Here is a 24,252-nt window from a genome sequence, read left to right as displayed (position 1 = left end):
TAAGTTTTTTTACATTTTTGAAGCAATTTCTTTACTATACCTTTTCAAAATAGCCCTACTCATCCCTAAATTAGCCTTACTACTATCTACAGCTAAATAGACAAAATATTCTCCATTTTCTGAAATACTAATGATATGAATTTGATTTGTCAATGTAATCATAATATCTTCAATATCCTCCTTAAGACCGAGTGCTTTAATAGCTGTCATTTTTGCCTTTACAACTTCTAAATTATAAGCTGAAGCTAATTCTGGATCAAATGATTGATTTACTGATAACGATTTGTAAGACATTCCTGTTTTTACTTCAGTTACTGCAACAGCAATAAAACCTGAAACATTTGATTTCAAATCGTCTACGAATGTGGTTAAAAAATCTGACATATATTCTTGTTTATTTAGTTTATGATGTTTAATTTTTCTTTTAAAGACTTTGTTATTTATTTATAATAGTATCCATAGTTTTCATTATCAATCCTAATTTAGAACCATCCTTGGAAAACGATGCTAAATAGTAATCTTTGCTAAACTTATTAATAACTATAAGCCCTTTATCAGCATGTATAGTAATTTTGTCCATTTCTCCATATTCGAGATCCAAAATAATTTCTTTACACATGGTAGCAATCATTCCAGACATAGCCGAGTAATTTCCATCATACTCAAATTCACTTGAATCAATTAAGTCTCCATCAATATCAAATAGAAGAACATTTTCTACTCCTGTATCTGTTATCATGTTTTTCAAATCCTGTTTATTTGGTCTACTGCTCATAAATATTTAGTTTTTATTTGTATTAAAATTTTTATTAAAATATATTTAGAGTTTTAACAAAAATATACTAAATTTACTTCATAAAAAAGTTAAATTATCACCATTTAATTACAGAAAAACTATAATCATGAAAACAAAAAGCTTAAAAAAACTAAACAAAGACTTACAAAAAAGATTAGTTGAATTTAGAAAATATTCTACTGAAAATGGACTAATAACAAAAAAAAGAGGCCTTTTCAAGAAAATTTTCAGTTAATATAATTATTTGAAATTATTCCATTATTAATTAATCGCTTAAAAAAGAGTTGAATCGAAAAAGAGTTGCGTATTTAGCAAAAAGAAATCTTTGAAAACTACCTAACAAAAATTCTTACCAACAAATACGAATTGTATTCAATTGCTTTTTTTAACCAAGCGGAATGAAATAAGAAGAGAAATTGTGAGTAACTGAAACTTTAGAAATTAATGAAGAAAAAAAAGACTTTTCTCGAGTATATATTATGTTAAAAAAAGCCAAACTTTAAAGTTTGACCTTTTTCTATTCTGTAAACTGATAATCACCAAACACTTCCTCAATTTCTGTAAAAACATCTAGCAATTGGTGCAAACCATCTGTCGTGACTAATTTTTGTTTGTATTCTTTAAAACTATGAATTCCTTTAAAATAATTGGTATAATGTCTACGCATTTCTACAACTCCTACTCTTTCATTTTTCCATTCCACAGACCAGATTAAATGATTTCTTGCAGCTTCAATACGGTCTTTCATTGTTGGTGATGGCAAATGTTCTCCCGTTTGAAAAAAATGCTTTATTTCATTAAAAATCCATGGATAACCAATAGCAGCACGACCAATCATCATACCATCTAAGCCAAATTTATTTTTATATTCCAATGCTTTTTCAGGTGAATCAATGTCACCGTTTCCAAAAATAGGCATAGTAATTCTTGGATTATTTTTCACACGAGCAATATGCGTCCAGTCAGAATGTCCTTTATACATTTGAGCCCTTGTTCTAGCATGAACTGTTAAAGCTTGAACGCCTATATCTTGTAAACGCTCTGCAACTTCGTCTATATTAATGGAATTTTCATCCCAACCCAAACGAGTTTTTACAGTAACCGGCAAAGAAGTTCCTTTAATAACTGCTTTTGTCAAACGAATCATTAGATCTACATCTTTTAAAACTCCTGCTCCTGCTCCTTTTGTAACCACTTTTTTTACAGGACAACCAAAATTAATATCCACTAAATCAGGCTGAACCGTTTCAACAATTCTTGCGCTTTCAGACATAGCTTCTTCATCACCACCAAATATTTGAATACCAACAGGTCTTTCATAATCAAAAATATCCAGTTTTTTCATACTTTTCATAGCATCACGAATTAGTCCTTCCGAAGAAATAAACTCGGAATACATTAAATCGGCTCCATGCAACTTACACAAACGACGAAAAGGAGGATCACTCACATCTTCCATAGGTGCAAGTAAAAGTGGGAATTCTGGTAATTCTATGTTGCCTATTTTTGGCATATCACTCAAATATTTTTTGCAAAAATACTACTTTTTTTTATTTCTCTTTCTAGCTTTCTACTTTAGTCCTTTTTAAGTCAAAACTTTACTTTATATTTGCAGATTAAATACGAAAGTATTTTTTAGAAAAATTGATAGAATCAGAAGATGAAGAACATAAGAAATTTTTGCATTATTGCGCACATTGACCATGGTAAAAGTACTTTGGCTGACCGATTATTGGGAGCTACTCAAACTGTTACAGCTAGAGAAGAAAAAGCGCAGTTGCTAGACAATATGGATTTAGAACGTGAGCGAGGAATCACTATTAAAAGTCATGCGATTCAAATGAATTATATCCACAATGGGGAAGAATATATTCTAAATTTAATCGACACTCCTGGTCACGTGGATTTCTCATATGAAGTTTCTCGTTCTATTGCAGCTTGTGAAGGGGCTTTACTAATTGTAGATGCTGCCCAAAGCATTCAAGCACAAACGATATCTAATTTGTATTTAGCTTTAGAAAATGACTTAGAAATCATTCCTGTTTTAAATAAAGTTGATTTACCAAGTGCTAATCCTGAAGAAGTAAGTGATGATATTATTGACTTGTTAGGTTGCAAACTAGAAGATATTATTCATGCTTCTGGTAAAACTGGTTTTGGAGTAGATAAAATTCTAGAAGCTATTATCAACAAAGTACCAGCTCCAAAAGGAAATCCTGACGAACCCTTACAGGCTTTAATTTTCGATTCACATTATAATCCTTTCAGAGGAATTGAAGTTATTTTCCGAGTTATTAATGGAGAAATAACCAAAGGTCAGAAAATTAAATTCATGGCTACTGGAAAAGAATATTTTGCTGATGAAGTTGGAACTTTAAAATTAAATCAGGTTCCTAAAAATAAAATTTCAAGTGGAGATGTTGGTTATTTGGTTTCTGGAATTAAAGAAGCCAAAGAAGTAAAAGTAGGTGATACTATTACCGATGCGAAAACACCTACTACCAATATGATTACTGGTTTCGAAAACGTAAAGCCAATGGTTTTCGCTGGAATTTATCCAGTAGACACGGAAGACTTTGAAGACTTAAGAGCTTCTATGGAAAAATTACAACTAAACGATGCTTCTTTAGTTTTTGCACCAGAAAGTTCGGCTGCCTTAGGTTTTGGTTTCCGTTGTGGATTCTTAGGAATGTTACACTTAGAAATCATCCAAGAGCGTTTAGAGCGTGAGTTTGACATGACTGTGATCACAACTGTTCCTAACGTTTCGTATTTGGCTTACACCAAAAAAGAACCTGACACAGCTATCACTGTTAACAACCCATCTGATTTACCAGAACCTTCTAAATTAGATCGGGTTGAAGAACCTTATATCAAAGCAACCATCATTACTAAATCTGATTTTGTAGGAAATGTAATGAGCCTATGTATCGAAAAGAGAGGTGTTATTACTAATCAAACTTACTTAACTACTGAACGTGTTGAATTGAACTTTGACATGCCTTTAGCAGAGATAGTTTTTGATTTTTACGATAGATTAAAAACCGTTTCTAAGGGATACGCTTCGTTTGATTATCATCCTATTGGGATGCGTACTTCAAAATTAGTAAAACTAGATGTTTTATTAAATGCACAGTCTGTAGACGCTTTATCAGCTTTAATTCATGAAGACAATGCTTATTACATTGGTAAAAAAATGTGTGAAAAATTACGTGAATTAATTCCAAGACAACAATTTGACATTCCAATTCAAGCCGCAATTGGTGCTAAAATTATTGCCCGTGAAACAATAAAAGCTCTACGTAAAGACGTAACTGCCAAATGTTATGGTGGTGATATTTCTCGTAAAAGAAAATTATTAGAAAAACAGAAAAAAGGTAAAAAACGCATGCGCCAGGTAGGAAATGTAGAAATTCCACAGGAAGCATTCATGGCTGTTTTGAAGTTGAATGATTAATATAGAGAACATTGAGAATAGAATAAAGAAAAACCCAATAACTTTCGTTATTGGGTTTTTTGTTTAAATTTACTTTTTTAAATGATTCATAATGACAGCAGACGAAAGACAAAATTTTCTTGAATTAATAAACTCTGGGAAATCTATTATTGGATATACATTTGATTTTTTTAAAGAAGAAAACATTATTGATGAATCATTAATTACCACCAACTTAATTCACTTTAAAGATTGCATTTTCAATAAAAATGAGTTGGTTTTCCAAGGTTTAAACAATAAAAATTTATCAATAAGTTTTCAACATTGCGAATTCAATTGCGAAATTAATTTCTACAATTGTAAAATAAAAAACTTAATGTTTTTTGATATTAAAAAAATTACAAAAATAGACATCCGTACACTTGGTAATGATTTTTGTGAATTTGATACATTTAGTTTTATTAATGGTTTTTCAGAAAATCCAATTTATAAATTAAATGGAGATATATCAATTAGAAAATGTATTTTTAAAAATTTAAGAATAGAAAAAATCAAACAAATCAATGGTTCATTCTCTTTTATTTATAATATTACAGATAAAGCTATAAGTGATGACTACATAGAATGGAAATTCAATGATTGCCAACTTTCCTTTGCAAATTTTACAAACAATAGATTTGATAAAAAAGTTAGTTTTAGAAATGTATTTTTCTATAATAATGTTTTAATTAATAATAAGAATGAAATTGAACCAAATAAAGGACATCCCCTTTTTTTAAATAATTATTTTGAAAATGTAAGCTTTACTAATTCTCAATTCATTAAGTTATCTGAATTTATTTCATGTCATTTTAATTCACGAGCCGATTTTAGTAACTTGAAAAACCATGAAGATGGAATCTTACTTTTTTCAGATTGTGACTTTAATGGAGTAACATATTTTAATGATTGTGTTTTAAATATTTTAAACTTCTCACAATGTTCATTCAAAAAAACGACCTCATTTAATAACTCAAAATTAAATAAATTATTCTTTATACAAGTAAAATTCGATAATGTTGCTTATTTTGATTATACACAAATTAATTCATTACTTAACAATTCTTACCTGCAATCAAATCAAATTAGATATTGGAAAATAACTATACGAACAATAAAACAAGAACTACAAAAAACAGAAAATAGAATAGACTATAATCGATTTAAAAGTTATGAAATGGCAACTTATTTTAAAGAGTTAAGCTGGAAAAATAACTTCATGGATAAATCAATTCTTTATATGACTAAATTATCAACAGATTTTGGTAACAGTTGGACAAAAGCTTTAATTTTCACACTTTTAATTGCTTTATTTTTCTTTTCCATTTTCTTTATTTCTGAAAATTATAATAACTCATTCGATATAGGAAACTGGCAAGATTTTGCAAAAGGATATATTCGTTTTTTCTTAATTACAGATTTCTATAGTCCATTAGAAGAAGGAAGAACTTATATAAAAAGTTTTTGGAGCTGGATTCCTTTTATTTTTGGGAAAATTTTTATTGCTTTTGGGATTTATGAAATGATACAATCTTTCAGAAAATTTAAAGTATAACTTTTCTATCATCATTTTAGGTTTCAACAAAACCAATAATTAAATTTATTACTTTTCTCTACTATTCACAACTCCATTAAAAAAACCTAATTCAACTATCAAAATCAGCCTTTAAAAGCCCACATAAACAACCACTATTTGTTCTAGTAAAAAGATTATCAACACGTTACTTAATTAACTTCAAAACACAAATGTTAATTCTTTTTTAAAATAAAAACCTTCTTATACTAAAAAAATACTTAATTTTACACCCATCAAAATGATTTTCACCCCCAAAGATATCATAATGAAAAAACTACTAATTTTATTTTGGCTATTGCCAATGTTATGCTATTCGCAATCTATAACGGTTGACGATACCAGTAATTCACCTAGTCAACTAGTCGATTTACTATTAGGAAACTCTTGTACAGATGTTTCTAATGTTATTATTTCATCAAGTCAATCCGTTGCTTCATTTAACAACAATGGTTCCGCATTTCCAATTAATGAAGGTATCATTATTAGAAGTGGTATTGCTAAACATTCTGAAGGTCCTTACACAGGAAGCGACCTTGACAGCCAAGTAAACAGCACTGGAGATCCTGGTTTACAAAACATAGTAAACAGCACAGGTCAATCTGGAAACATAACCGATGTGGCTTTCCTACAATTTGACTTTGTACCTCTGTCATCAAATTTTAGTTTTGATTTCTTATTTGCTTCTAATGAATACGGACAATGGCAATGTGCCTCTTTTGACACTTTTGCCTTTTTCCTAACAGATTTAACGACTAATACAACTACTAATTTAGCCGTAATTCCTACTACAACTACTCCTGTATCGGTATTAAACATAAGAGACCAAGCTTACAACGGTAATTGTACTTCTGCAAATGCAGGTTTATTTAGTACCTACAATGTAAACAATCCTAGTGCATCAACCGTAAATATGAGAGGTTTCACAACCGTTATGAATGCTTCTTCTTCAGTAACTCCAAACAATTCCTATCGAATTCGTTTAGTTATAGGAGATTATCAAGATTACAGATATGATTCTGCAGTGTTTTTAGCTTCTGGCAGCTTCATAACTACAATCGACTTAGGTCCAGATTCTAATATCTGTAGTGGAGACAGCAGAACCATAACTTCAGGTTTAAGTGATGTGGAATTCATCCATAATTGGACATTAAACGGAGGCCCTTTATCAGAAACCAGCAATACCTTGACAGTTACCCAAAGTGGTTTGTATGAAGTTACTTTAACAAAACCTAATACTAATTGTGTAATTACAGATCAAATAGTTTTTTACGATCTGTCTGTAAATAGCCCACTAAATCTAACTGCTTGTAATAACGGAAGTACAAATTACAACTATGATTTAACACAAAATAACGAAACAACTTTAGGCATAGATGATACCATTTATGATGTATTTTACTATACCTCATTAGCCAATGCTAGTTCAAATACAAATTCTATCCCTCAAGCACAAATCACCAATTATTCGAGTCCTGGCAATGAAACAATCTACTTGGCTTTATTCAACACAAACACCTCTAGTTTTTGTGATGCAATTTATCCATTTGATTTATTAGTTAGCGCACCAATAACTGTTAACACAATCGACAATTTTGAAAATTGCGATTCTCCTTCTGGTCAAACAATAGATTTAGTAAATCAAACCTTACTAAACAACCCTCAACTTTCAACAAATTACAGCTTTTACTTCTACCCTTCTCAAAACGAAGCACAAACTGGAGGAACTGGAAATTATACAAACCCAACCAATTACCCAGTAGCCTCTGGAGCATCAACACAAACTGTATGGGTTAGAATTGAATCCATTACAAATCCACAGTGTTTTGCTATTAGTAATTTTGACATTATCATAAACCCTTTACCTATTGTTGATACAATTACCGATGTAATCGAATGCCATAATTACACATTACCTAGCATTACAAATGGAAATTATTTTTCTGGACCTGACGGTACTGGAACTTCTTATAACGCTGGTGATGTAATCGACGCTGGTGGAGTTTATTATATTTTTAATGGACCAGACAATAATAGTTGTACTAACCAATCTAGTTTCCAAATTACACTTATTGATGAATATGAAATTCCACTTGAACATTGTGGACAATTTATTATTCCTAATCCTATTGTGGGAGACTTTTATGAACAAGCTGGTGGACCAGCCAATACTAATAATGTGCTTATTCCTTCTGGAACTATAATTACTACAGATCAAACCATATATTATTATGCCGAAGTAAATGGAACATTTTGCAAAGAAGAAGCCTTTCCCTTAATCATTCACCCATTACCTCCAGTAGATTCTTTAAACGATGTCACAACATGTGTGAGTTACAACTTACAACCTTTAACTAATGGAAGTTATTTTAACGAACAAGGGAACCCCCTAAATATAGGTGATGCTATTACAACTACACAAACAATAACTATAACAAACGGACCAGATGTAAACGGCTGTAGTGATAGCACAACTTTTACTATTTATATTATTAATAATGTAGGTAATCAAACAGCTTGTGGCAGCTACATTTTACCTCTTTTAGACGCAGGTAATTATTACACAGGTCCGACAGGTACAGGAACAATTATTCCTGCTCAAACAGCTATTACAAATTCGCAAACTATATATATCTATGCTAATACCAGTACAGCTCCAAACTGTACAGATAACATGTCTTTTGACGTAACCATATTACCAGTTCCTCCTGTAGATAGTCCAAATGATGTCATCACATGTGATTATTATATTTTACCCGCACTAACCAATGGAAATTATTTTACTGAACCTAATGGAGCAGGAACCATGTTAAATACTGGAGATAGGATTGATTTGACAGGTAATAATTATGCTCCAGGAACTTATTATGTTTATACTCCTGCAAATTCTGCAGGCTGTGATAACGAAAGTTCGTTTACTATAACCATTAATCCGTTACCAACAGTTGACACCGTTGGAGATTTGTACTATTGCACTTCTTATTCACTAACAACTCCAATAGATGGGGTTTACTACACGGGACCAAACGCTACTGGAACTTTAGTAAACAACACAATGGTGTTTGATGAAACACAAACCTTTTATATTCACAACATTAACCCAAATACAGGTTGTTTCCAAGATATCCCTTTTACCGTTTATTACAATTACATTGGACTACCAGATTATAATGATATCGCGAATTGTGATTCTTTCACTTTAGAAACCCTTACACATAATCCACCATTTCCTGATAATTATTCTATCAATTATTATTCACAACCTGGTGGAAATCCAGCTGATTTAATCAACACAAGTGATTATACAATCACTACTACGCAAACCATATATGTATTTGCTAGTAATGGAGATCGTTTCCCTTGTACGGAAGAAAAAAGTTTCACAGTAACTATTTCACAAACACCCGATTTAAGTACATATTCAATTGATTTTTCAGCTATTGACGGAACTAATTATTGTGGTGAATTTACCTTACCTACACTTATCCAAACAACTTACAACATTAATTATTTCAGTCAACCTGGAGGAAATCCTGCTGATTTAATCAACCCTAATGATTATACTTTTTCAGTAGACGCATTATCACCTAGTCAAACTTATGATATTTGGGTATATGCAGAAGCTACTAATAACGTAAATTGTAATAACGAGACTCATTTTCAGTTTACAGTTTATCCAAGAGCCGTTTTTTCTGTCGAAGATGGAATTATTTGTATTAATCCAGAAACTAATGTAGTAGAGCAAACAACGGTTTTAGAAGTAGTCCAAGACAGTAACCTTAACATCAATAATTACAATATAGAATGGTATTTGAACGGAACACTTATGGGAACTGGCTTTCAATATACCGCTGATGAAATTGGAACTTATGATGTAATTCCTATTAAATTAACTCCAGAAAACGCACCTGATTGTTCTTACAACCCTACAACAGTTGAGGTTACACAATCCAGTACAGCTGTAGCTGAAGTAATTGTAACCGACACTTTTGAAGAAGTTGCCATTGCAACAGTAAATATCATAAATGGACTTGGAACTTATGAATATCAATTAGACGATGGATCATCTCAAGAAAGTAACATTTTTACTGATGTAAGTTCTGGAGATCACACTATAACTATTAATGACATATATGGAAATTGTGGAGACAGCACAGTAACATTCACCGTTATTAAATATCCTAAATTCTTTACTCCTAATGGTGATGGTTACAATGACAGATGGAATATTTTTGATTTAAAAGACAATCCAGATGCCTTAATTTCTATTTTTGATCGCTATGGTAAATTAATCAAACAAATATCTCCAAACGGAATTGGTTGGGACGGAACCTATAATGGAACAGCTCTACCTTCCACCGATTATTGGTTTATTCTAGATTACAAATACAAAGATCAAAGCAGAACATTTAAAGCTCACTTTACTATGAAGAGGTAATAATAAAAAGAAACGCTTGGATATCCAAGCGTTTCTTTTTATTATTATGAACTTACCGAATTACATTCCTGTTCTTATAGCTTCAACAGGGTCTAATTTAGATGCTGAAATCGCAGGAATAATACCCGAAACTAAACCTATAAATGTAGCTAAACCACTACCTATTAATAAATTTTGTGTACTTAATACAAAATCAAAATCTAAGGCTGCACTAAGTCCCAAAGAACATAGCCAAACGAGAAGCATTCCTACTACACCACCTATTAAAGATAAAATAACAGCTTCAAATAAAAACTGAAACAGTATAAATTTATTTTTTGCCCCTAATGCCTTTTGGATACCTATAAGATTAGTTCTTTCTTTTACAGAGACAAACATAATATTTGCTATTCCAAAACCTCCTACTAAAAGTGAAAAGAAACTTATTCCCCAACCCACCATATTCATCTGACCAATAATATTATCAATAAAGTCTGTAAAGCCCGATAACACATTAATAAAAAAATTATTAATTTCTCCAGGCTTAATACTTCTAAAAGTACGCAATTTCTGGGTTAATTCCGCTTTAAACTCCTCCATATCAATTCCTTTTTCGGGTTTGATTAATATAGCAGGTGTTATCGTTTTATTATTATCTCCATACATTCTTCTTAAAAAATTAACTGGAAAAAAAACAGCCACATCCCCACTATCTCCAAAAGTAGATTGCCCTTGTTTTTTTAACACTCCTATAACCGTTAATTTTTGCCCATATAATCTGATCTTTTTACCCAAAGGATCTAAATCTCCAAAAAGACCTGTTGCAACCTCACTACCAATTACAATTACTGGAGCACCAGAATTAGATTCAGATTCATTAAAAAAACGACCCGACTGTACTTTTATAGGCTCAATATCTATAAACTCATTTGTTGAAGGTTTTACACGAATGGAATTGACCGTTTTGTCTTCATATTTAATATTTTCATTTCGTGTAAAAAGATTAAAAGACATCTTATCAATATTATTCACTGAACGCCTGATGTATTCATATTCCTCATAAGTTACATCTGGGAATTGCTCTCTTTTCCATCTAGGTACCTCTGAAGGACCAAAAGAAAAACGAATTAAGTAAACGGTATTTAAATCCATATCACTTAAATCTTCTTTAATTTTTTTATCCATAGAATCTACAGCTGCTAAAACAGCTATTATAGAAAAAATACCTATAGTAACTCCAAGAAGAGACAATAGGGTTCGTAATTTGTTATTTCGCAATGCATTGAGCGCAAAACTTAAACTTTCCTTTAGTAATCGAAGATATAATAACATAATACAGTTTGATTATCTTATTAGTAGAGCGAATGTAAAAAATGTTACAAAATATAGGAAGAAAGATTATTTTGGTTTTCATACTATTTGTTCCTAGTATCCTAACCTTTGATTAACCTTTGATTGGGAGTAAGAAGCAAGTAAGGATGAAGGAATGGTTGATGGTAGAAGTTGATTATAGGATCTTTCCTTCTCCCGACTATTCGGGAAAGATGACAAGATTGTTGTGTTTGTTTGGGATAAAATAGCTCGCAGATTTCGCAGATTTTAAATTGAAAGTGGAAGTTGATGTGGATTTTCCTTAGTTAAGATGACAAGATTGAATGTGAATATTGTGGTTGAAAATTTCTTAATTTGTGTTGTCTTGATGTCTTTTTAATTATATCATTTTTTATCAGCAAATCGCTTCCATAAACTTGTCATGCCGACAAAGGAGGGAACTCACAAGAAGCTAAACATCTAACTAATGAGATTTAACTAGTTTGAGGTGTTTGATTGTGGAAGTTGATGTGGGGTCTTTCCTTCGTCAAGATGACAAGTTTGGGGATGTGGTTTGTGTCTAAAAAGCACGCGTATTTTACTGATTTAAATTGAAAGTGGAAGTTGATGTGGGGTCTTTCCTTCGTCAAGATGACAAGTTTGTGGGGATGGTTTGTGTTTAAAAAGCACGCGGATTAATGAGCTTTCTCTCCTTTCTTTAATCTGTTTTAGATTGTTTTTAAACTTGGATAAATGGAGTTATTTTTCCTTAAAACTCACCCTTTTATAAATGATTTTTCTACTTTTTCCACGTTTGTTATAAGAACACTTTTATTTCCTGTTTCTTATTATACTTCATTATTAGAAAATTATAGTCAAGAAGCAGTTTTTGAATCACTCAACAATGCTTATTTAAAAAATGTAATTGTTCTAGCTTCACCAGAATTGTTATAATCCAAGCGTTGAGAATTATAAGTAAAAAACAATTTTGAAAGCAATTTTCGATATTCGTTCTATTTAAAAAAGAAGACTTCAAACATGTTCAAAAAACAGCTACTCATTTTAATAAATTTCCACTTAAAAATTAAAATCATCTTTTAAACAATAATTTATTAATAAAATCTTTTTTTCTGTGTTCATAATTGTTGAAAGTTTTAATAAGTATAACTACTTTTGCAAAACGAAAAACCATATCCAAATAAATTCGATTAAAAAATTGATTTTATTCGTAACAACAACACAACACACACTATGAGCACAACAAAAAAAATCACTGCTGCCTTAATTTCGGTATTTGATAAAACTGGATTAGAACCAATTGTAAAAACGCTTCACCAAAATCACGTAACCATCTATTCAACAGGTGGAACCGAAGCTTTTATTAAAGAATTAGGTATTCCAGTTGTTCCAGTAGAGGAAGTAACTGATTATCCTTCTATTCTAGGAGGAAGAGTAAAAACTTTACATCCTAAAGTCTTTGGTGGTATTTTAAATCGTCAAGACAACACTACAGATGTAGCTCAAATGGAAGAATACAACATTCCACAAATAGATTTAGTAATAGTTGACTTATATCCTTTTGAAAAAACTGTTGCTTCTGGAGCAAGTGAAGCCGATATTATTGAGAAAATAGACATTGGAGGTATTTCATTAATTAGAGCGGCCGCAAAAAACTTTAAAGACACCGTAATTGTGCCTTCTGTGGAAGAATATACTTCTTTTTTAGATTTCTATACCAAAGAGAATGGAGCAACAACAATAGAACAAAGAAAGCTATTAGCTACAAAAGCATTTCATGTTTCTTCTCATTATGACACAGCTATTTTCAACTATTTCAACACAGATGAAACCTATTTAAAAACTAGTATTGCTAACGGTGAAACCTTACGATATGGTGAAAACCCACATCAAAAAGGATTTTTCTTTGGGGATTTTGATGCTATGTTCACCAAATTAAACGGAAAAGCCTTATCTTACAACAACTTACTAGATGTAGATGCAGCTGTTACTTTAATGAATGAATTCAAAAATGACGCTCCTACTTTTGCTATTTTAAAACACAATAATGCTTGCGGAATAGCAACAAGAGATACAATGAAAGAAGCATACTTAGATGCTTTAGCTGGTGATCCAACTTCTGCCTTTGGAGGTGTCTTAATTGCTAATGGAAATATTGATTTAGCAACTGCTGAAGAAATCCATAATTTATTTTGTGAAGTAGTTATCGCTCCTTCTTTCGATAAAAATGCTATCGACTTATTAGAAGAAAAGAAAAATAGAATTTTATTAGTAATAAATGATGTTGATTTACCTACAAAACAGATAAGAACTTGCTTAAACGGAATGCTTGTTCAAGATAAAGATAACATTACTGATACTAAACAACACTTAAAAAACGTTACCCATACTAATCCAACAGAAGAAGAAATTGAAGATTTAATTTTTGCTTCTAAAATTTGTAAAAACACAAAATCTAACACTATTGTTTTAGCAAAAAACAAACAATTGTGTGCTTCAGGAACAGGACAAACTTCCAGAGTTGACGCTTTAAAACAGGCTATTGAAAAAGCAACTACTTTTGAATTTGATTTAACGGGAGCAGTTATGGCTAGTGATGCTTTCTTCCCATTTCCTGATTGCGTAGAAATTGCAAACAAAGCTGGTATAACTTCCGTCATTCAACCTGGTGGATCAATTAAAGATGAATTAAGCATAGCCTATTGTAATGAAAATAATGTATCAATGGTATTTACAGGAACACGTCATTTTAAACATTAATTTTATTACATTTGTAGAACACGAACATTATACTAATATAAAACCCTAAAAAAGCATATGGGATTTTTTGATTTCATGACTGAGGACATAGCAATTGACCTTGGTACAGCAAATACCTTAATCATTCACAACGATAAAGTAGTAATAGACAGTCCTTCTATTGTTGCTAGAGACCGAATAACTGGAAAAATTATAGCTGTTGGTAAAGAAGCCAATATGATGCAAGGTAAGACTCATGAAAACATTAAAACCATACGCCCACTTAAAGATGGTGTAATTGCAGACTTTGATGCTTCTGAAAAAATGATAAGTATGCTTATCAAGAGTATTCCAGCATTAAAGAAAAGACTTTTTACACCTGCATTGAGAATGGTAGTGTGCATTCCCTCTGGTATTACCGAAGTTGAAATGAGAGCGGTAAAAGAATCATGTGAAAGAGTAAACGGAAAAGAAGTTTATTTAATTCATGAACCTATGGCAGCAGCTATAGGTATTGGAGTAGACATCATGCAACCAAAAGGAAATATGATTGTTGATATTGGTGGTGGAACTACCGAAATTGCTGTTATAGCATTAGGAGGTATCGTTTGTGATAAATCAGTTAAAATTGCTGGTGATGTATTTACCAATGATATAATATATTACATGAGAACCCAACATAATTTATTTGTGGGAGAAACTACTGCTGAAAAAATTAAAATTCAAATAGGAGCTGCAACTGAAGATTTAGACAGTCCACCAGAAGAAATGCAAGTTCAAGGTAGAGATTTGTTAACAGGTAAACCCAAACAGGTTGATATTTCTTATCGAGAAATAGCCAAAGCTCTTGACAAATCGATACAACGTATTGAAGATGCAGTAATGGAAACGTTATCACAAACACCTCCAGAGCTAGCTGCTGATATTTACAATACAGGTATTTATCTTGCAGGTGGTGGTTCTATGTTAAGAGGATTAGACAAACGCATCTCTATAAAAACTGACTTACCTGTTTATATTGCAGAAGATCCTTTAAGGGCTGTAGTAAGAGGAACAGGAATAGCATTAAAAAATCTAAATAAATATAAAAGCATCCTTATAAAATAAAAATAATTCATGCAGCAAATACTCTATTTCTTTATAAAAAACAGCTACAGATTGCTGTTTTTGCTGCTTTTGGGCATTTCATTTGCTCTAATTATACAATCACATTCTTTTCATAGAAGTGAGTACATAAATAGTGCTAATAATTTAACCGGAGGAGTTTACGAAAATATTAATTCAATAAATGAATATTTAAGTTTAAAAGAGAAAAATGAAGTTTTAGCAGAAGAAAATACAAGATTAAAAGAATTATTATTCAACAAGAAAGACACTTTACTTAATTTAAAAAAACTTAAGCTTAAAGATTCTTTATATTACACGGTTACAAAAGCTAAAGTCATTAAAAATTCGTTCAATGTTAAAGAGAATTTTTTAACCATAAACGCAGGTGAAAAAGACAGTATAAAAAACAGTATGGGTGTTATAAATGAAAAAGGAATAGTAGGCATCATTGAAAAGACATCTAAAAATTATGCTACCATAATTAGCATTTTAAACACCGAATTAAAAATTAATGCAAAAATAAAGAGTTCCAATCATTTTGGTTCTTTAAATTGGGACGGAAAAAATGTAGGCTATATTCAATTAATAGACGTACCTAGGTTAGCTAACATCAAGAAAGGAGACTCTATTGTTACTGGAGCTAATTCCGATATCTTTCCTGAAAACATACCTATTGGAAAAATAGACCAGTTGTTTATTAATAAACAAACCAACTATTACACTATTAATATTAGATTATTTAATGATATGACAGCTTTAGGATATGTGTACATCATTAGTAACTCTCATAAAGAAGAAAAACAAAAATTAGAAAAAGAAACATTAGCTAAATAAATTGAATAACAACATTCTAAATATAATTCGATTTGTATTACTTATATTTTTACAAGTAATCGTCTTCAACAATATTAATATGCAAGGATATGCAAATCCTTATCCGTATATTTTATTTATATTATTATTTCCCGTTAACGGAAACAAAAACATACTATTAATAACTAGTTTCCTTTTAGGATTAATCATTGACATGTTTAGTAATTCAAATGGAATTCATGCCATGGCCTGTACTGTTCTTGCTTTCATTAGACCCAATCTGTTTCGTTTTGCATTTGGTATAAGTTACGAATACCAAACTGTTAAAATAGCAGATAAAATAACATCTGAAAGAGTGTCTTATATTTTACTTGCTATTTTCATTCATCACTTTATTTTGTTTTCATTTGAGTACTTTAGAATTACTTTATTTTTTACAATAATAGCAAGAACATTATTTTCAACTTTACTTTCATTTATTGTTTGTTTACTCATAATTTATTTAATTAAACCTAGTAAACGATGAGAAGAATTGTATTACCCTCTTTTATAATTGTAGTAGCAATAATTCTAATTGCTCGTATATTCTATTTACAAATAATTGATGATTCACTAAAACTTCAATCTGAAAATAATGCCATAAAAAAAGTTTTTGATTTTCCTGAAAGAGGATATATATATGATAGAAATGGGGAGTTATTAGTAGCTAATCAACCTTCCTATGATATCATGGTAATTCCTAGAGAAATAAAGAATTTTGACACACTTGATTTTTGTAATTCATTAAAAATAGACAAAGAAGAATTTATAAAAAAAGTAAAAAAAGCAACTGATTATAGTCCAAGATTACCTTCTGTATTTCTTTCAGAATTAAGCAAGAGAGAATACGCTGCTTTTCAAGAAAAAGAAAGAAAATTTGAAGGATTTTATACTCAAAAAAGAGCCTTAAGAGATTATCAAGTAGCATTTGGGGCAAATATTTTTGGTTTCATTACCCAAGTTAACGAAGCTATTATTAACAAATCTCCTTATTATAATAGTGGTGACTTAATAGGCAAACAGGGTGTTGAACAAGAATATGAAGACATACTAAGAGGTGTAAAAGGAGTGAAGTATTTATTGAGAAATAAATACAATAAAGTTATTGGACCATATAAAGAAGGAAAGTTTGATACTCTAGCCCAACAAGGAAAAGACTTAACATTAACTATTGATTATGAGTTACAAAAATACGGAACTGAGTTAATGGTAAACAAAAGAGGTGGAATAGTTGCTATAGAACCTAAAACAGGTGAAATTCTTGCACTTGTCTCTGCTCCTACTTTTGATCCAGCCTTACTTGTAGGAAGACAAAGATCAAAAAACTATACTGCTTTATATCGCGATTCAATTGCAAATCCCTTATTTGATAGAGGTCTTTTAGCCCAATATCCTCCTGGTTCTCCATTTAAAATTTTGACAGGACTTATTGGTCTTCAAGAAGAAGTAATTAATACAGAAACAGGTTTTGTTTGTCATCATGGATTCTCATACGGTGCTGGTCGTTTTATGAAGTGCCATGATTCTGGTTTATCAAAATTAAACAACGGAATCTACAATTCATGTAATACTTATTTTTGTAGTGTTTATAGAAATACTATTGATAAATTTAAAAACTCTTCAAAAGGAGTTGATGTTTGGTCAGATCATGTTAAAAGTTTTGGTCTTGGTAACTACATGGGTACCGACTTACCAATTGGAAAAAAAGGAAATATTCCTACATCAAAAACATATCAAAGAATTTATCCTAATGGTGGTTGGAAAGGCTCTACGATAATCTCAAACGGAATTGGGCAAGGAGAAGTTTTAACCACTCCTCTTCAATTAGCAAATATGATGGCTGTAGTAGCTAATAAAGGCTATTTTTTCACACCACATATCGTAAAGAAAATAAAAGACAAACCATTAGACAAAAAGTACACCACTAAGAATATTTCAACTGTCGATTCTAAATATTTTGACCCTGTAATAGAAGGTTTAGCTGATGTTTATAACAAAGGTACCGCAGCTAGTTTAAAAGTAAAAGACATGCAAATCTGTGGAAAGACTGGGACAGCTGAAAACAAAATTAGGGTTGGAGGCAAAACCTATCAATTAAAGGATCATTCCATATTTGTTGCTTTTGCACCTAAAGAAAACCCGACTATAGCAATAGCAGTTTTTGTAGAAAATGGATATTGGGGAAACCGCTGGGCTGGCCCAATAGCAACTTTGATGATTGAAAAATATGTTAATGGAGAAATAACAAGAACAGATTTAGAAAATAGAATGTTGAATGGATCACTAGAAGACGAATATAAAAAAATTGAGAACATCATTTATCAACGATTTACAGAAACCGTAACAGTAGATAATACAAAACAGAGTTTAACACTAAAAGAAGAAGAAACAAATTAAATGAGAGGCAAAAGCATAGGGAACATAGATTGGCTTACTATTTTGTTATATATCACTTTGGTTACTATGGGTTGGCTAACTATTTATTCAGCCTCCTTACCTCCTGAAGTAACATCTATATTTGACACCAAACAAATTTATGGAAGGCAAATGCTATTTATTCTTTTGAGTATTCCTTTAATTTTTATTTTACTTTTTTTAGACGCTAAAATTTTCGAACGCTTTTCTTTTGTTTTTTATGGCATAGGTATTTTATTACTATTAGGTTTGTTCGTTTTTGGCTCTACAATAAAAGGACAAACCAATTGGTATAAATTTGGAGGTTTTGGATTTCAACCTTCTGAATTTGTTAAAACTGGAGTTGCTTTATTACTAGCTAAATATTTGAGTTTTCCTCAAATTAACTTAAAAAATGTAAAGCATCAACTTATTGGTTTTGGTATTATTCTATTGCCAATATTTTTAATCTTACTACAGCCTGATGCTGGTAGCGCTATGATCTTTTTATCCTTAATTTTTGTACTAAATAGAGAAGGCCTTCCAGGATGGTATTTATTTTCAGGTTTTGGTGCTATTGTACTTTTCTTTGTTGCCCTTAAAATAGACCCTAAATATATAATGCTTTGCATTGCAATAATTATGCTTATTTATTACTTAAGGAGTAGAAAAGTTACTAGAAATCCAATTCTTTTTTTATTTATTTTTATCATTATTTCTGGATTTGTTTTTTCTGTAAACTATGTTTATAATAATGTTTTAGAGTCACATCAAAAAGATAGAATTGATGTGCTTTTGGGAGACAATGTTGATGTCAAGAAAGAAGGTTACAATTTAAACCAATCTATGATTGCTATAGGCTCTGGTGGATTAACAGGTAAAGGTTACCTAGAAGGTACACAAACTAAAGGAGGTTTCGTACCAGAACAACACACAGATTATATTTTTACAACTGTAGGAGAAGAATGGGGTTTTATAGGTAGTTCTCTAGTTATTCTTCTTTTTGTAACTTTATTTTTACGAATAATTAGTCTAGCTGAAAAACAAAAAACCAAATTTAGTAGAGTGTATGGTTATTGCGTTGCTAGTTATTTGTTTACGCATTTCTTTGTTAACATAGCTATGTTAATAAAACTTTTTCCTACAATAGGTGTTCCTCTTCCCTTTTTCTCCTATGGTGGTTCTAGTTTGTGGGCCTTTACAATTATGCTGTTTATTTTTATTAAGCTGGATGCCAACAAAGTAAATGAATGGTAATAAATTTTAATCTGAATAAATTATTTCGTAGCCAATATCTATTCCTAAATTCTTTTGAATTGAATCTTGATTTTTTCATACTTTAATTTATTACCCTCATTACTCTCCTTTATCACTAATATTTCAAACACTATTGTTATTATACTATTTATTAATACAATAACTTCTAGTATTATTACTGATAAAGTTTAAACATCTTAAATAATATAATATTTCAAAATAATTTTCATAAAACTGAACGTACTTTTTAAAATTAGGCTTTCTGAAGGTGCAGAAAACTTATTATTCCTTAATATAGCTTTTTAATTCTTTTAAAAAATCTCCTTCTTGTGGTGTAATCATATTTGTATTTAACATATTGAAATCTTTATCAATTAAAATATATCTTGGTAATTGGTTTAACTCAATTTCATTAATTATATTTTTATTACTTTCATTTTCTACAAATAAAAATGAATTATTGAGATTAAGTTCCTCAGATTTAGCTGACCATTTTCCTTTATCTTTTCCTTTATCCATACTTATGTATATAATACTTAAATTCTTTGGTAAATCCATTTTATGTATACTCTTAATGTTTTGAATACAAGGTGAACACCATGTTGTCCAAAAATCAATTAAATAATATTTAGACGTTTTGTTTTTAACAACTTGACGAATCCCATAAGGATTATCCTTTACATCAATAAAAGTAAGCTTTTCTAATTTTTGCTTTAATATTAAACTATCTTTAGGTGTAATTTCATTTTTAATATAAATTGAATCATTACTATATAAATCTGTTTTAATCAACCAATCTTTAGCTAACTTATATTTTTCATTCCCTTTATTGCCTTCAAATCTTAAAAAATTAAATATTCCAATAGAAAGTATATCAATATATTCCTTAGTGTAATTGGTTTCGTTTAATTTACTAAAATTAAACATTTCTATCCTATCGTCTGTATAGTTAAAAAGAATTGAAGAAAATGGATTACATGCCATTGGAGATTTAATATTTTTCATAAAATCATCAATTCTTTTATCTTGAGGATAGATTTTTTGAAGTATAGAAATATAATACGTTTTGATTAATTCTTTCTCTATTTTACTTGCCTTCTCTAATGATGATGTATATAGCATTTCTAATTCAGAGTACAATTTCTTTTTTTGATCTTCATTAAGCTTACCTGAATTTTTTATTTTAACATCTAACTTGTTATATATTGAATGTATAGAATTAATATCATTTTTATCTTTATGACTAATTAGTGTTGCTTTTTCATTAGAATAATTAAATAAAATCTCATTTTTAGTACTATCAATTAAAAAATAGTTTTCAAAAAACTCAGGTTTACCATTTTTGTTTTCAAAACCAAAATAATCAATCAATTGGTTTTTAAATATTCTAGGTATTTTTTTTACAATTGTAGTATCTTTTTGAGAATTATTAATAAAACCTAAAAAATAATACTGATGATATTTATCTTTAATATTAAAAGCAATTTTCCCTTCAGATTTAAAATTTACTGAAATTATAATTGAATCATTTATTTCGTTCGTTGCTTTTAGATTATTAGACAATAATCCTTCAACTTCTTTATTACCTTTTTTATTACATGAAAATGAAATAAAAATTAAAAATAGCATTAGATAAACCTTATTGTTCTTCCTTTTAAATTTCATTGCTTAACTAAAAACAGTTCTAAACTGATACAAAAAAATATTAAAATTGCTCATAAACATTTAATTCATAACCAATTCCTAAGTTATGAACTTCAGAATTGTTTTTCTTTCCATGCTTGTAAAACATTTCCCACTTGCTATCATTATCAAATGAAAATCTATAAAAAGTCTTTGAGGCATTCCATTCTTTAATTACTGGAAAAAATGGCTTTGTTGGTTTTACAACTTTAACTTGCTTTCCATTAAACTGTTTTACTTCAAATGGTTCACTTTGAATAAATTTATCATTTTCATCAACTGGTCCAAGATTTATCAAACTAACAAAAAGTCCTTCGTTAGGTAAGTAAATATCATAATCACTAATATTAATATCAAAAACACTTTTCTCTTGAGATAAGTTAAAAACAATACTTTTTGGGGTATAAATAGGATTACCTGGTTTACCATTATTATTATCATAAAATGACAATTTGAATTTACTAGCAAACTTTAATTTTTTAACTATTTGCTTCTTATTTTCCTTATCTTTTGAAAAAGAGATTGTTTTCGTTATTACAGGAATTTTAATTGTCTTTATTTGAACCGTTTTACCTTCATTGGAATTATTAATAAAACAAGAAATTTCTCCTCCTATTATCAACATATGACCATCCATAAAATTATTATGTTTAGTTACATCAAATTTACTCGTTTTAAATTTGCTATTTTTGTTTGATACAACAACTTCATTTAGAAATGTAGTATTTGATTTTAAAAAAATTGTATTATCTAATAAATCTTTAACTAAAATTTCGAGCTCATCATAACCAATACATGTTAAATGAATTTTCTCAGAAGTTAAGAATGAATTATCAATTTCTCCATTTTCATCAGAATAAATTCCATTATTATTATCTAGAATAACAGTAACGAAAGGAATAGGTTCTTTGGTCTTAAAATCTAATATTTTGATTTTTTCTTGGGAGAAAAGAGGAAAGATAAAAAAAACTAAAAATATAACTAATATTGATTTCATTAGATTTAAACTAGTGTTTTAAATATTTATCTAATTCAATTATTAATTCTTTATTACTTGGTCTTGGGGCATTTGTATTAACCAATTCTCCTTTTTCATTATAAAGCAAATAATGAGGAATACTCTTATCAGATTTAATTTCATTATACTTTTCATCCTTTATTATGTCTATGATAAAATAATTTTTACTCTCATCAATTATGCCGTCTTTTTTTATTGCTTTCGCACAAGCTTCTCTGTCTAAATCCATAGTTATATATAAATAAACAATGTTGGGGTATTTTTCTTTTATTTTCTTCATTTTTTTTATTTCACTTCTACATGGTTTACACCAACTAGCCCACATGTCAACATAAATGAGATTACCTTTATACTTTTCGATAATTTTAGAATATGGAATTCTATCAGGACTAGATTGTCTATTTCCTAACAAGAAGGGTAAAATGATTATAATCAAAAATGCTTTAATTTTCATATTTTACTTTTATATTAAAATTTTTATTTATTTTTTTGAAAACTACGTTTGACTCACATGATTTACATGGAGTTGAGAATTTAAATGAAAAAAGATTTTTATCTTTTATTAGTTTAATACTTGGCACCGCTGCTATAGTTCCTACTTTTGACTGTATAAAATTTGGGACATAGTAATCAATTGATAGTATTTCAAAAGAAACGTATATATATTTAGATTTTATCTGAATGCTTCTATTTAAAATATATTTAAAATATTTTTCATTATTTTCCTTATATAAAACTTCGCTTTCATAAAGTTTATTAGCCATAAAGTTTGACACACTATCACTCTCATAAATTGAAATCTTGAAAGGTTTATATTTTATATTTTTAACACCAAATACATCACATACTTCAACTAAAATTTCAGTAATTTTCTTATTTGGAATATTCTTAAACCTGACAACTCCATTTTCATTAAATGAAAAATTAGTCTCTTTTGTGAAGAATAAATCAAGTTTGTCTTTAATAAACAACCCAAATTTAGAATCCTTTTCGACATTATGAATTGTATCTTTTTTAAGAAAAACTAAAGAATCCGATTCAATACTTTTAATATCCAGTTCCAAAAAATCTTCTTTTAAGATTTTAAAATCCGTAACACTTGCTTCTATTATTGTTTTACCAAAAGAATCAGTTTGTCCAATCTTTTTATTCTTTGAAAAAAGAATAGCATTACTAAGTGGTAAACTATCATTACATGAAAAAACATATATTTTTCTCTGTGAAAATATATTTAAAATATTAAATAAAAAGGATAGGAGTAAAAAAACTCCTACCTTATTTGATATTAACATCCACCCCATACAGTATATGTTGAACCTACTCCAATTCCTAGAAAAGTATTTCTACATGTATAAGCACAAGTAACTGCAACAGGGACTAACTCTCCAGCATTTGGGCCTTCCGTAGTTCCTGGAGAATATAAAACTTGAGGCTCTGTACTTGTGTCAAGAGAACATCTTCTCCCTCCATCAACCATTTTCATTTGTTTTTTTGTTAAAACTTGAACTCCTTCTAAATTCAAAATTGATTTTTTCATACTTGTAAATTATATAAATTGAAATTACTCAAACTATTAAAGTCAATTGAGTCTCTGACTACTCTTGCAAAAATA

19 protein-coding genes are annotated in these 24,252 nt (G+C 29.7%); 10 read left to right on the top strand and 9 right to left on the bottom strand.

Annotated elements, in window-relative coordinates; translation table 11 throughout:
• Positions 1-9 precede the first annotated feature (9 nt).
• The 3 genes from FIA58_RS13495 to dusB form a co-directional block, all read right to left on the bottom strand.
• Positions 10-384 carry a hypothetical protein gene (locus tag FIA58_RS13495; RefSeq protein ID WP_140963006.1) on the bottom strand — a complete coding sequence of 125 codons (375 nt, stop codon included), beginning with the start codon at positions 382-384 and terminating at the stop codon, positions 10-12.
• 52 nt (positions 385-436) lie between these two features.
• Positions 437-775, bottom strand: coding sequence for a roadblock/LC7 domain-containing protein (locus FIA58_RS13490; protein ID WP_140963005.1), 339 nt, complete (start codon positions 773-775; stop codon positions 437-439).
• A gap of 538 nt (positions 776-1,313) precedes the next feature.
• Positions 1,314-2,309: a tRNA dihydrouridine synthase DusB gene (gene dusB / locus FIA58_RS13485; protein WP_140963004.1), complete on the bottom strand. Its 996-nt coding sequence runs from the start codon at positions 2,307-2,309 to the stop codon at positions 1,314-1,316.
• 147 nt (positions 2,310-2,456) lie between these two features.
• Between dusB and lepA the strand changes: the two genes are divergently transcribed.
• The 3 genes from lepA to FIA58_RS13470 all read left to right on the top strand — a co-directional run bounded on the left by lepA (position 2,457) and on the right by FIA58_RS13470 (position 10,282).
• Positions 2,457-4,253, top strand: a complete 1,797-nt coding sequence (gene lepA, locus FIA58_RS13480; protein ID WP_140963003.1) for a translation elongation factor 4 — start codon at positions 2,457-2,459, stop codon at positions 4,251-4,253.
• A gap of 91 nt (positions 4,254-4,344) precedes the next feature.
• Positions 4,345-5,826 carry a pentapeptide repeat-containing protein gene (locus FIA58_RS13475; protein WP_140963002.1) on the top strand — a complete coding sequence of 494 codons (1,482 nt, stop codon included), beginning with the start codon at positions 4,345-4,347 and terminating at the stop codon, positions 5,824-5,826.
• Between the two features lie 286 nt (positions 5,827-6,112).
• Complete coding sequence (locus FIA58_RS13470; RefSeq protein WP_165928924.1) at positions 6,113-10,282, top strand: T9SS type B sorting domain-containing protein; 4,170 nt, start codon at positions 6,113-6,115, stop codon at positions 10,280-10,282.
• Between the two features lie 60 nt (positions 10,283-10,342).
• On the opposite strand, the gene FIA58_RS13465 is transcribed toward FIA58_RS13470, so the two are convergent.
• Positions 10,343-11,593, bottom strand: a complete 1,251-nt coding sequence (locus FIA58_RS13465; RefSeq protein WP_140963000.1) for an ABC transporter permease — start codon at positions 11,591-11,593, stop codon at positions 10,343-10,345.
• Between the two features lie 732 nt (positions 11,594-12,325).
• Between FIA58_RS13465 and FIA58_RS13460 the strand changes: the two genes are divergently transcribed.
• From FIA58_RS13460 to rodA, 7 genes are all read left to right on the top strand, one after another.
• Positions 12,326-12,526, top strand: a complete 201-nt coding sequence (locus tag FIA58_RS13460) for a hypothetical protein (protein WP_140962999.1) — start codon at positions 12,326-12,328, stop codon at positions 12,524-12,526.
• A gap of 297 nt (positions 12,527-12,823) precedes the next feature.
• On the top strand, positions 12,824-14,350 hold the full coding sequence (purH, locus tag FIA58_RS13455; RefSeq protein WP_140962998.1) for a bifunctional phosphoribosylaminoimidazolecarboxamide formyltransferase/IMP cyclohydrolase: 1,527 nt from the start codon (positions 12,824-12,826) through the stop codon (positions 14,348-14,350).
• A gap of 57 nt (positions 14,351-14,407) precedes the next feature.
• Positions 14,408-15,436, top strand: a complete 1,029-nt coding sequence (locus FIA58_RS13450) for a rod shape-determining protein (protein WP_140962997.1) — start codon at positions 14,408-14,410, stop codon at positions 15,434-15,436.
• 9 nt (positions 15,437-15,445) lie between these two features.
• Positions 15,446-16,270, top strand: a complete 825-nt coding sequence (gene mreC, locus FIA58_RS13445; RefSeq protein ID WP_140962996.1) for a rod shape-determining protein MreC — start codon at positions 15,446-15,448, stop codon at positions 16,268-16,270.
• A 1-nt stretch (position 16,271) separates the two neighbouring features.
• Entirely contained in the window at positions 16,272-16,775 is a 504-nt protein-coding gene (gene mreD / locus FIA58_RS13440) for a rod shape-determining protein MreD (protein ID WP_140962995.1), read from the top strand.
• A complete protein-coding gene (gene mrdA / locus FIA58_RS13435) occupies positions 16,772-18,685 on the top strand; it encodes a penicillin-binding protein 2 (protein ID WP_140962994.1) in 1,914 nt (637 codons plus the stop codon). Before mreD ends, mrdA begins: the two co-directional genes overlap by 4 nt.
• Complete coding sequence (rodA, locus tag FIA58_RS13430; protein ID WP_140962993.1) at positions 18,686-19,939, top strand: rod shape-determining protein RodA; 1,254 nt, start codon at positions 18,686-18,688, stop codon at positions 19,937-19,939.
• Positions 19,940-20,221: 282 nt separating this feature from the next.
• Here rodA and FIA58_RS13425 read toward each other — a convergent pair whose 3' ends face one another.
• From FIA58_RS13425 to FIA58_RS13405, 5 genes are all read right to left on the bottom strand, one after another.
• On the bottom strand, positions 20,222-21,568 hold the full coding sequence (locus FIA58_RS13425) for a TlpA family protein disulfide reductase (protein ID WP_165928923.1): 1,347 nt from the start codon (positions 21,566-21,568) through the stop codon (positions 20,222-20,224).
• 76 nt (positions 21,569-21,644) lie between these two features.
• On the bottom strand, positions 21,645-22,619 hold the full coding sequence (locus FIA58_RS13420; RefSeq protein ID WP_140962991.1) for a carboxypeptidase-like regulatory domain-containing protein: 975 nt from the start codon (positions 22,617-22,619) through the stop codon (positions 21,645-21,647).
• A 10-nt stretch (positions 22,620-22,629) separates the two neighbouring features.
• Positions 22,630-23,094: a TlpA family protein disulfide reductase gene (locus FIA58_RS13415; RefSeq protein ID WP_140962990.1), complete on the bottom strand. Its 465-nt coding sequence runs from the start codon at positions 23,092-23,094 to the stop codon at positions 22,630-22,632.
• Complete coding sequence (locus tag FIA58_RS13410; RefSeq protein ID WP_140962989.1) at positions 23,084-23,941, bottom strand: hypothetical protein; 858 nt, start codon at positions 23,939-23,941, stop codon at positions 23,084-23,086. Before FIA58_RS13410 ends, FIA58_RS13415 begins: the two co-directional genes overlap by 11 nt.
• Positions 23,926-24,177, bottom strand: coding sequence for a hypothetical protein (locus tag FIA58_RS13405; RefSeq protein WP_140962988.1), 252 nt, complete (start codon positions 24,175-24,177; stop codon positions 23,926-23,928). Before FIA58_RS13405 ends, FIA58_RS13410 begins: the two co-directional genes overlap by 16 nt.
• Positions 24,178-24,252: the final 75 nt, after the last annotated feature.

It is taken from the genome of Flavobacterium jejuense, from assembly GCF_006491595.2.
In the GTDB taxonomy this organism is placed as follows: Bacteria; Bacteroidota; Bacteroidia; order Flavobacteriales; family Flavobacteriaceae; genus Flavobacterium; species Flavobacterium jejuense.
Note: the sequence above shows the minus strand (reverse complement) of the source record. Positions and strands in the feature narration are given on the sequence as shown.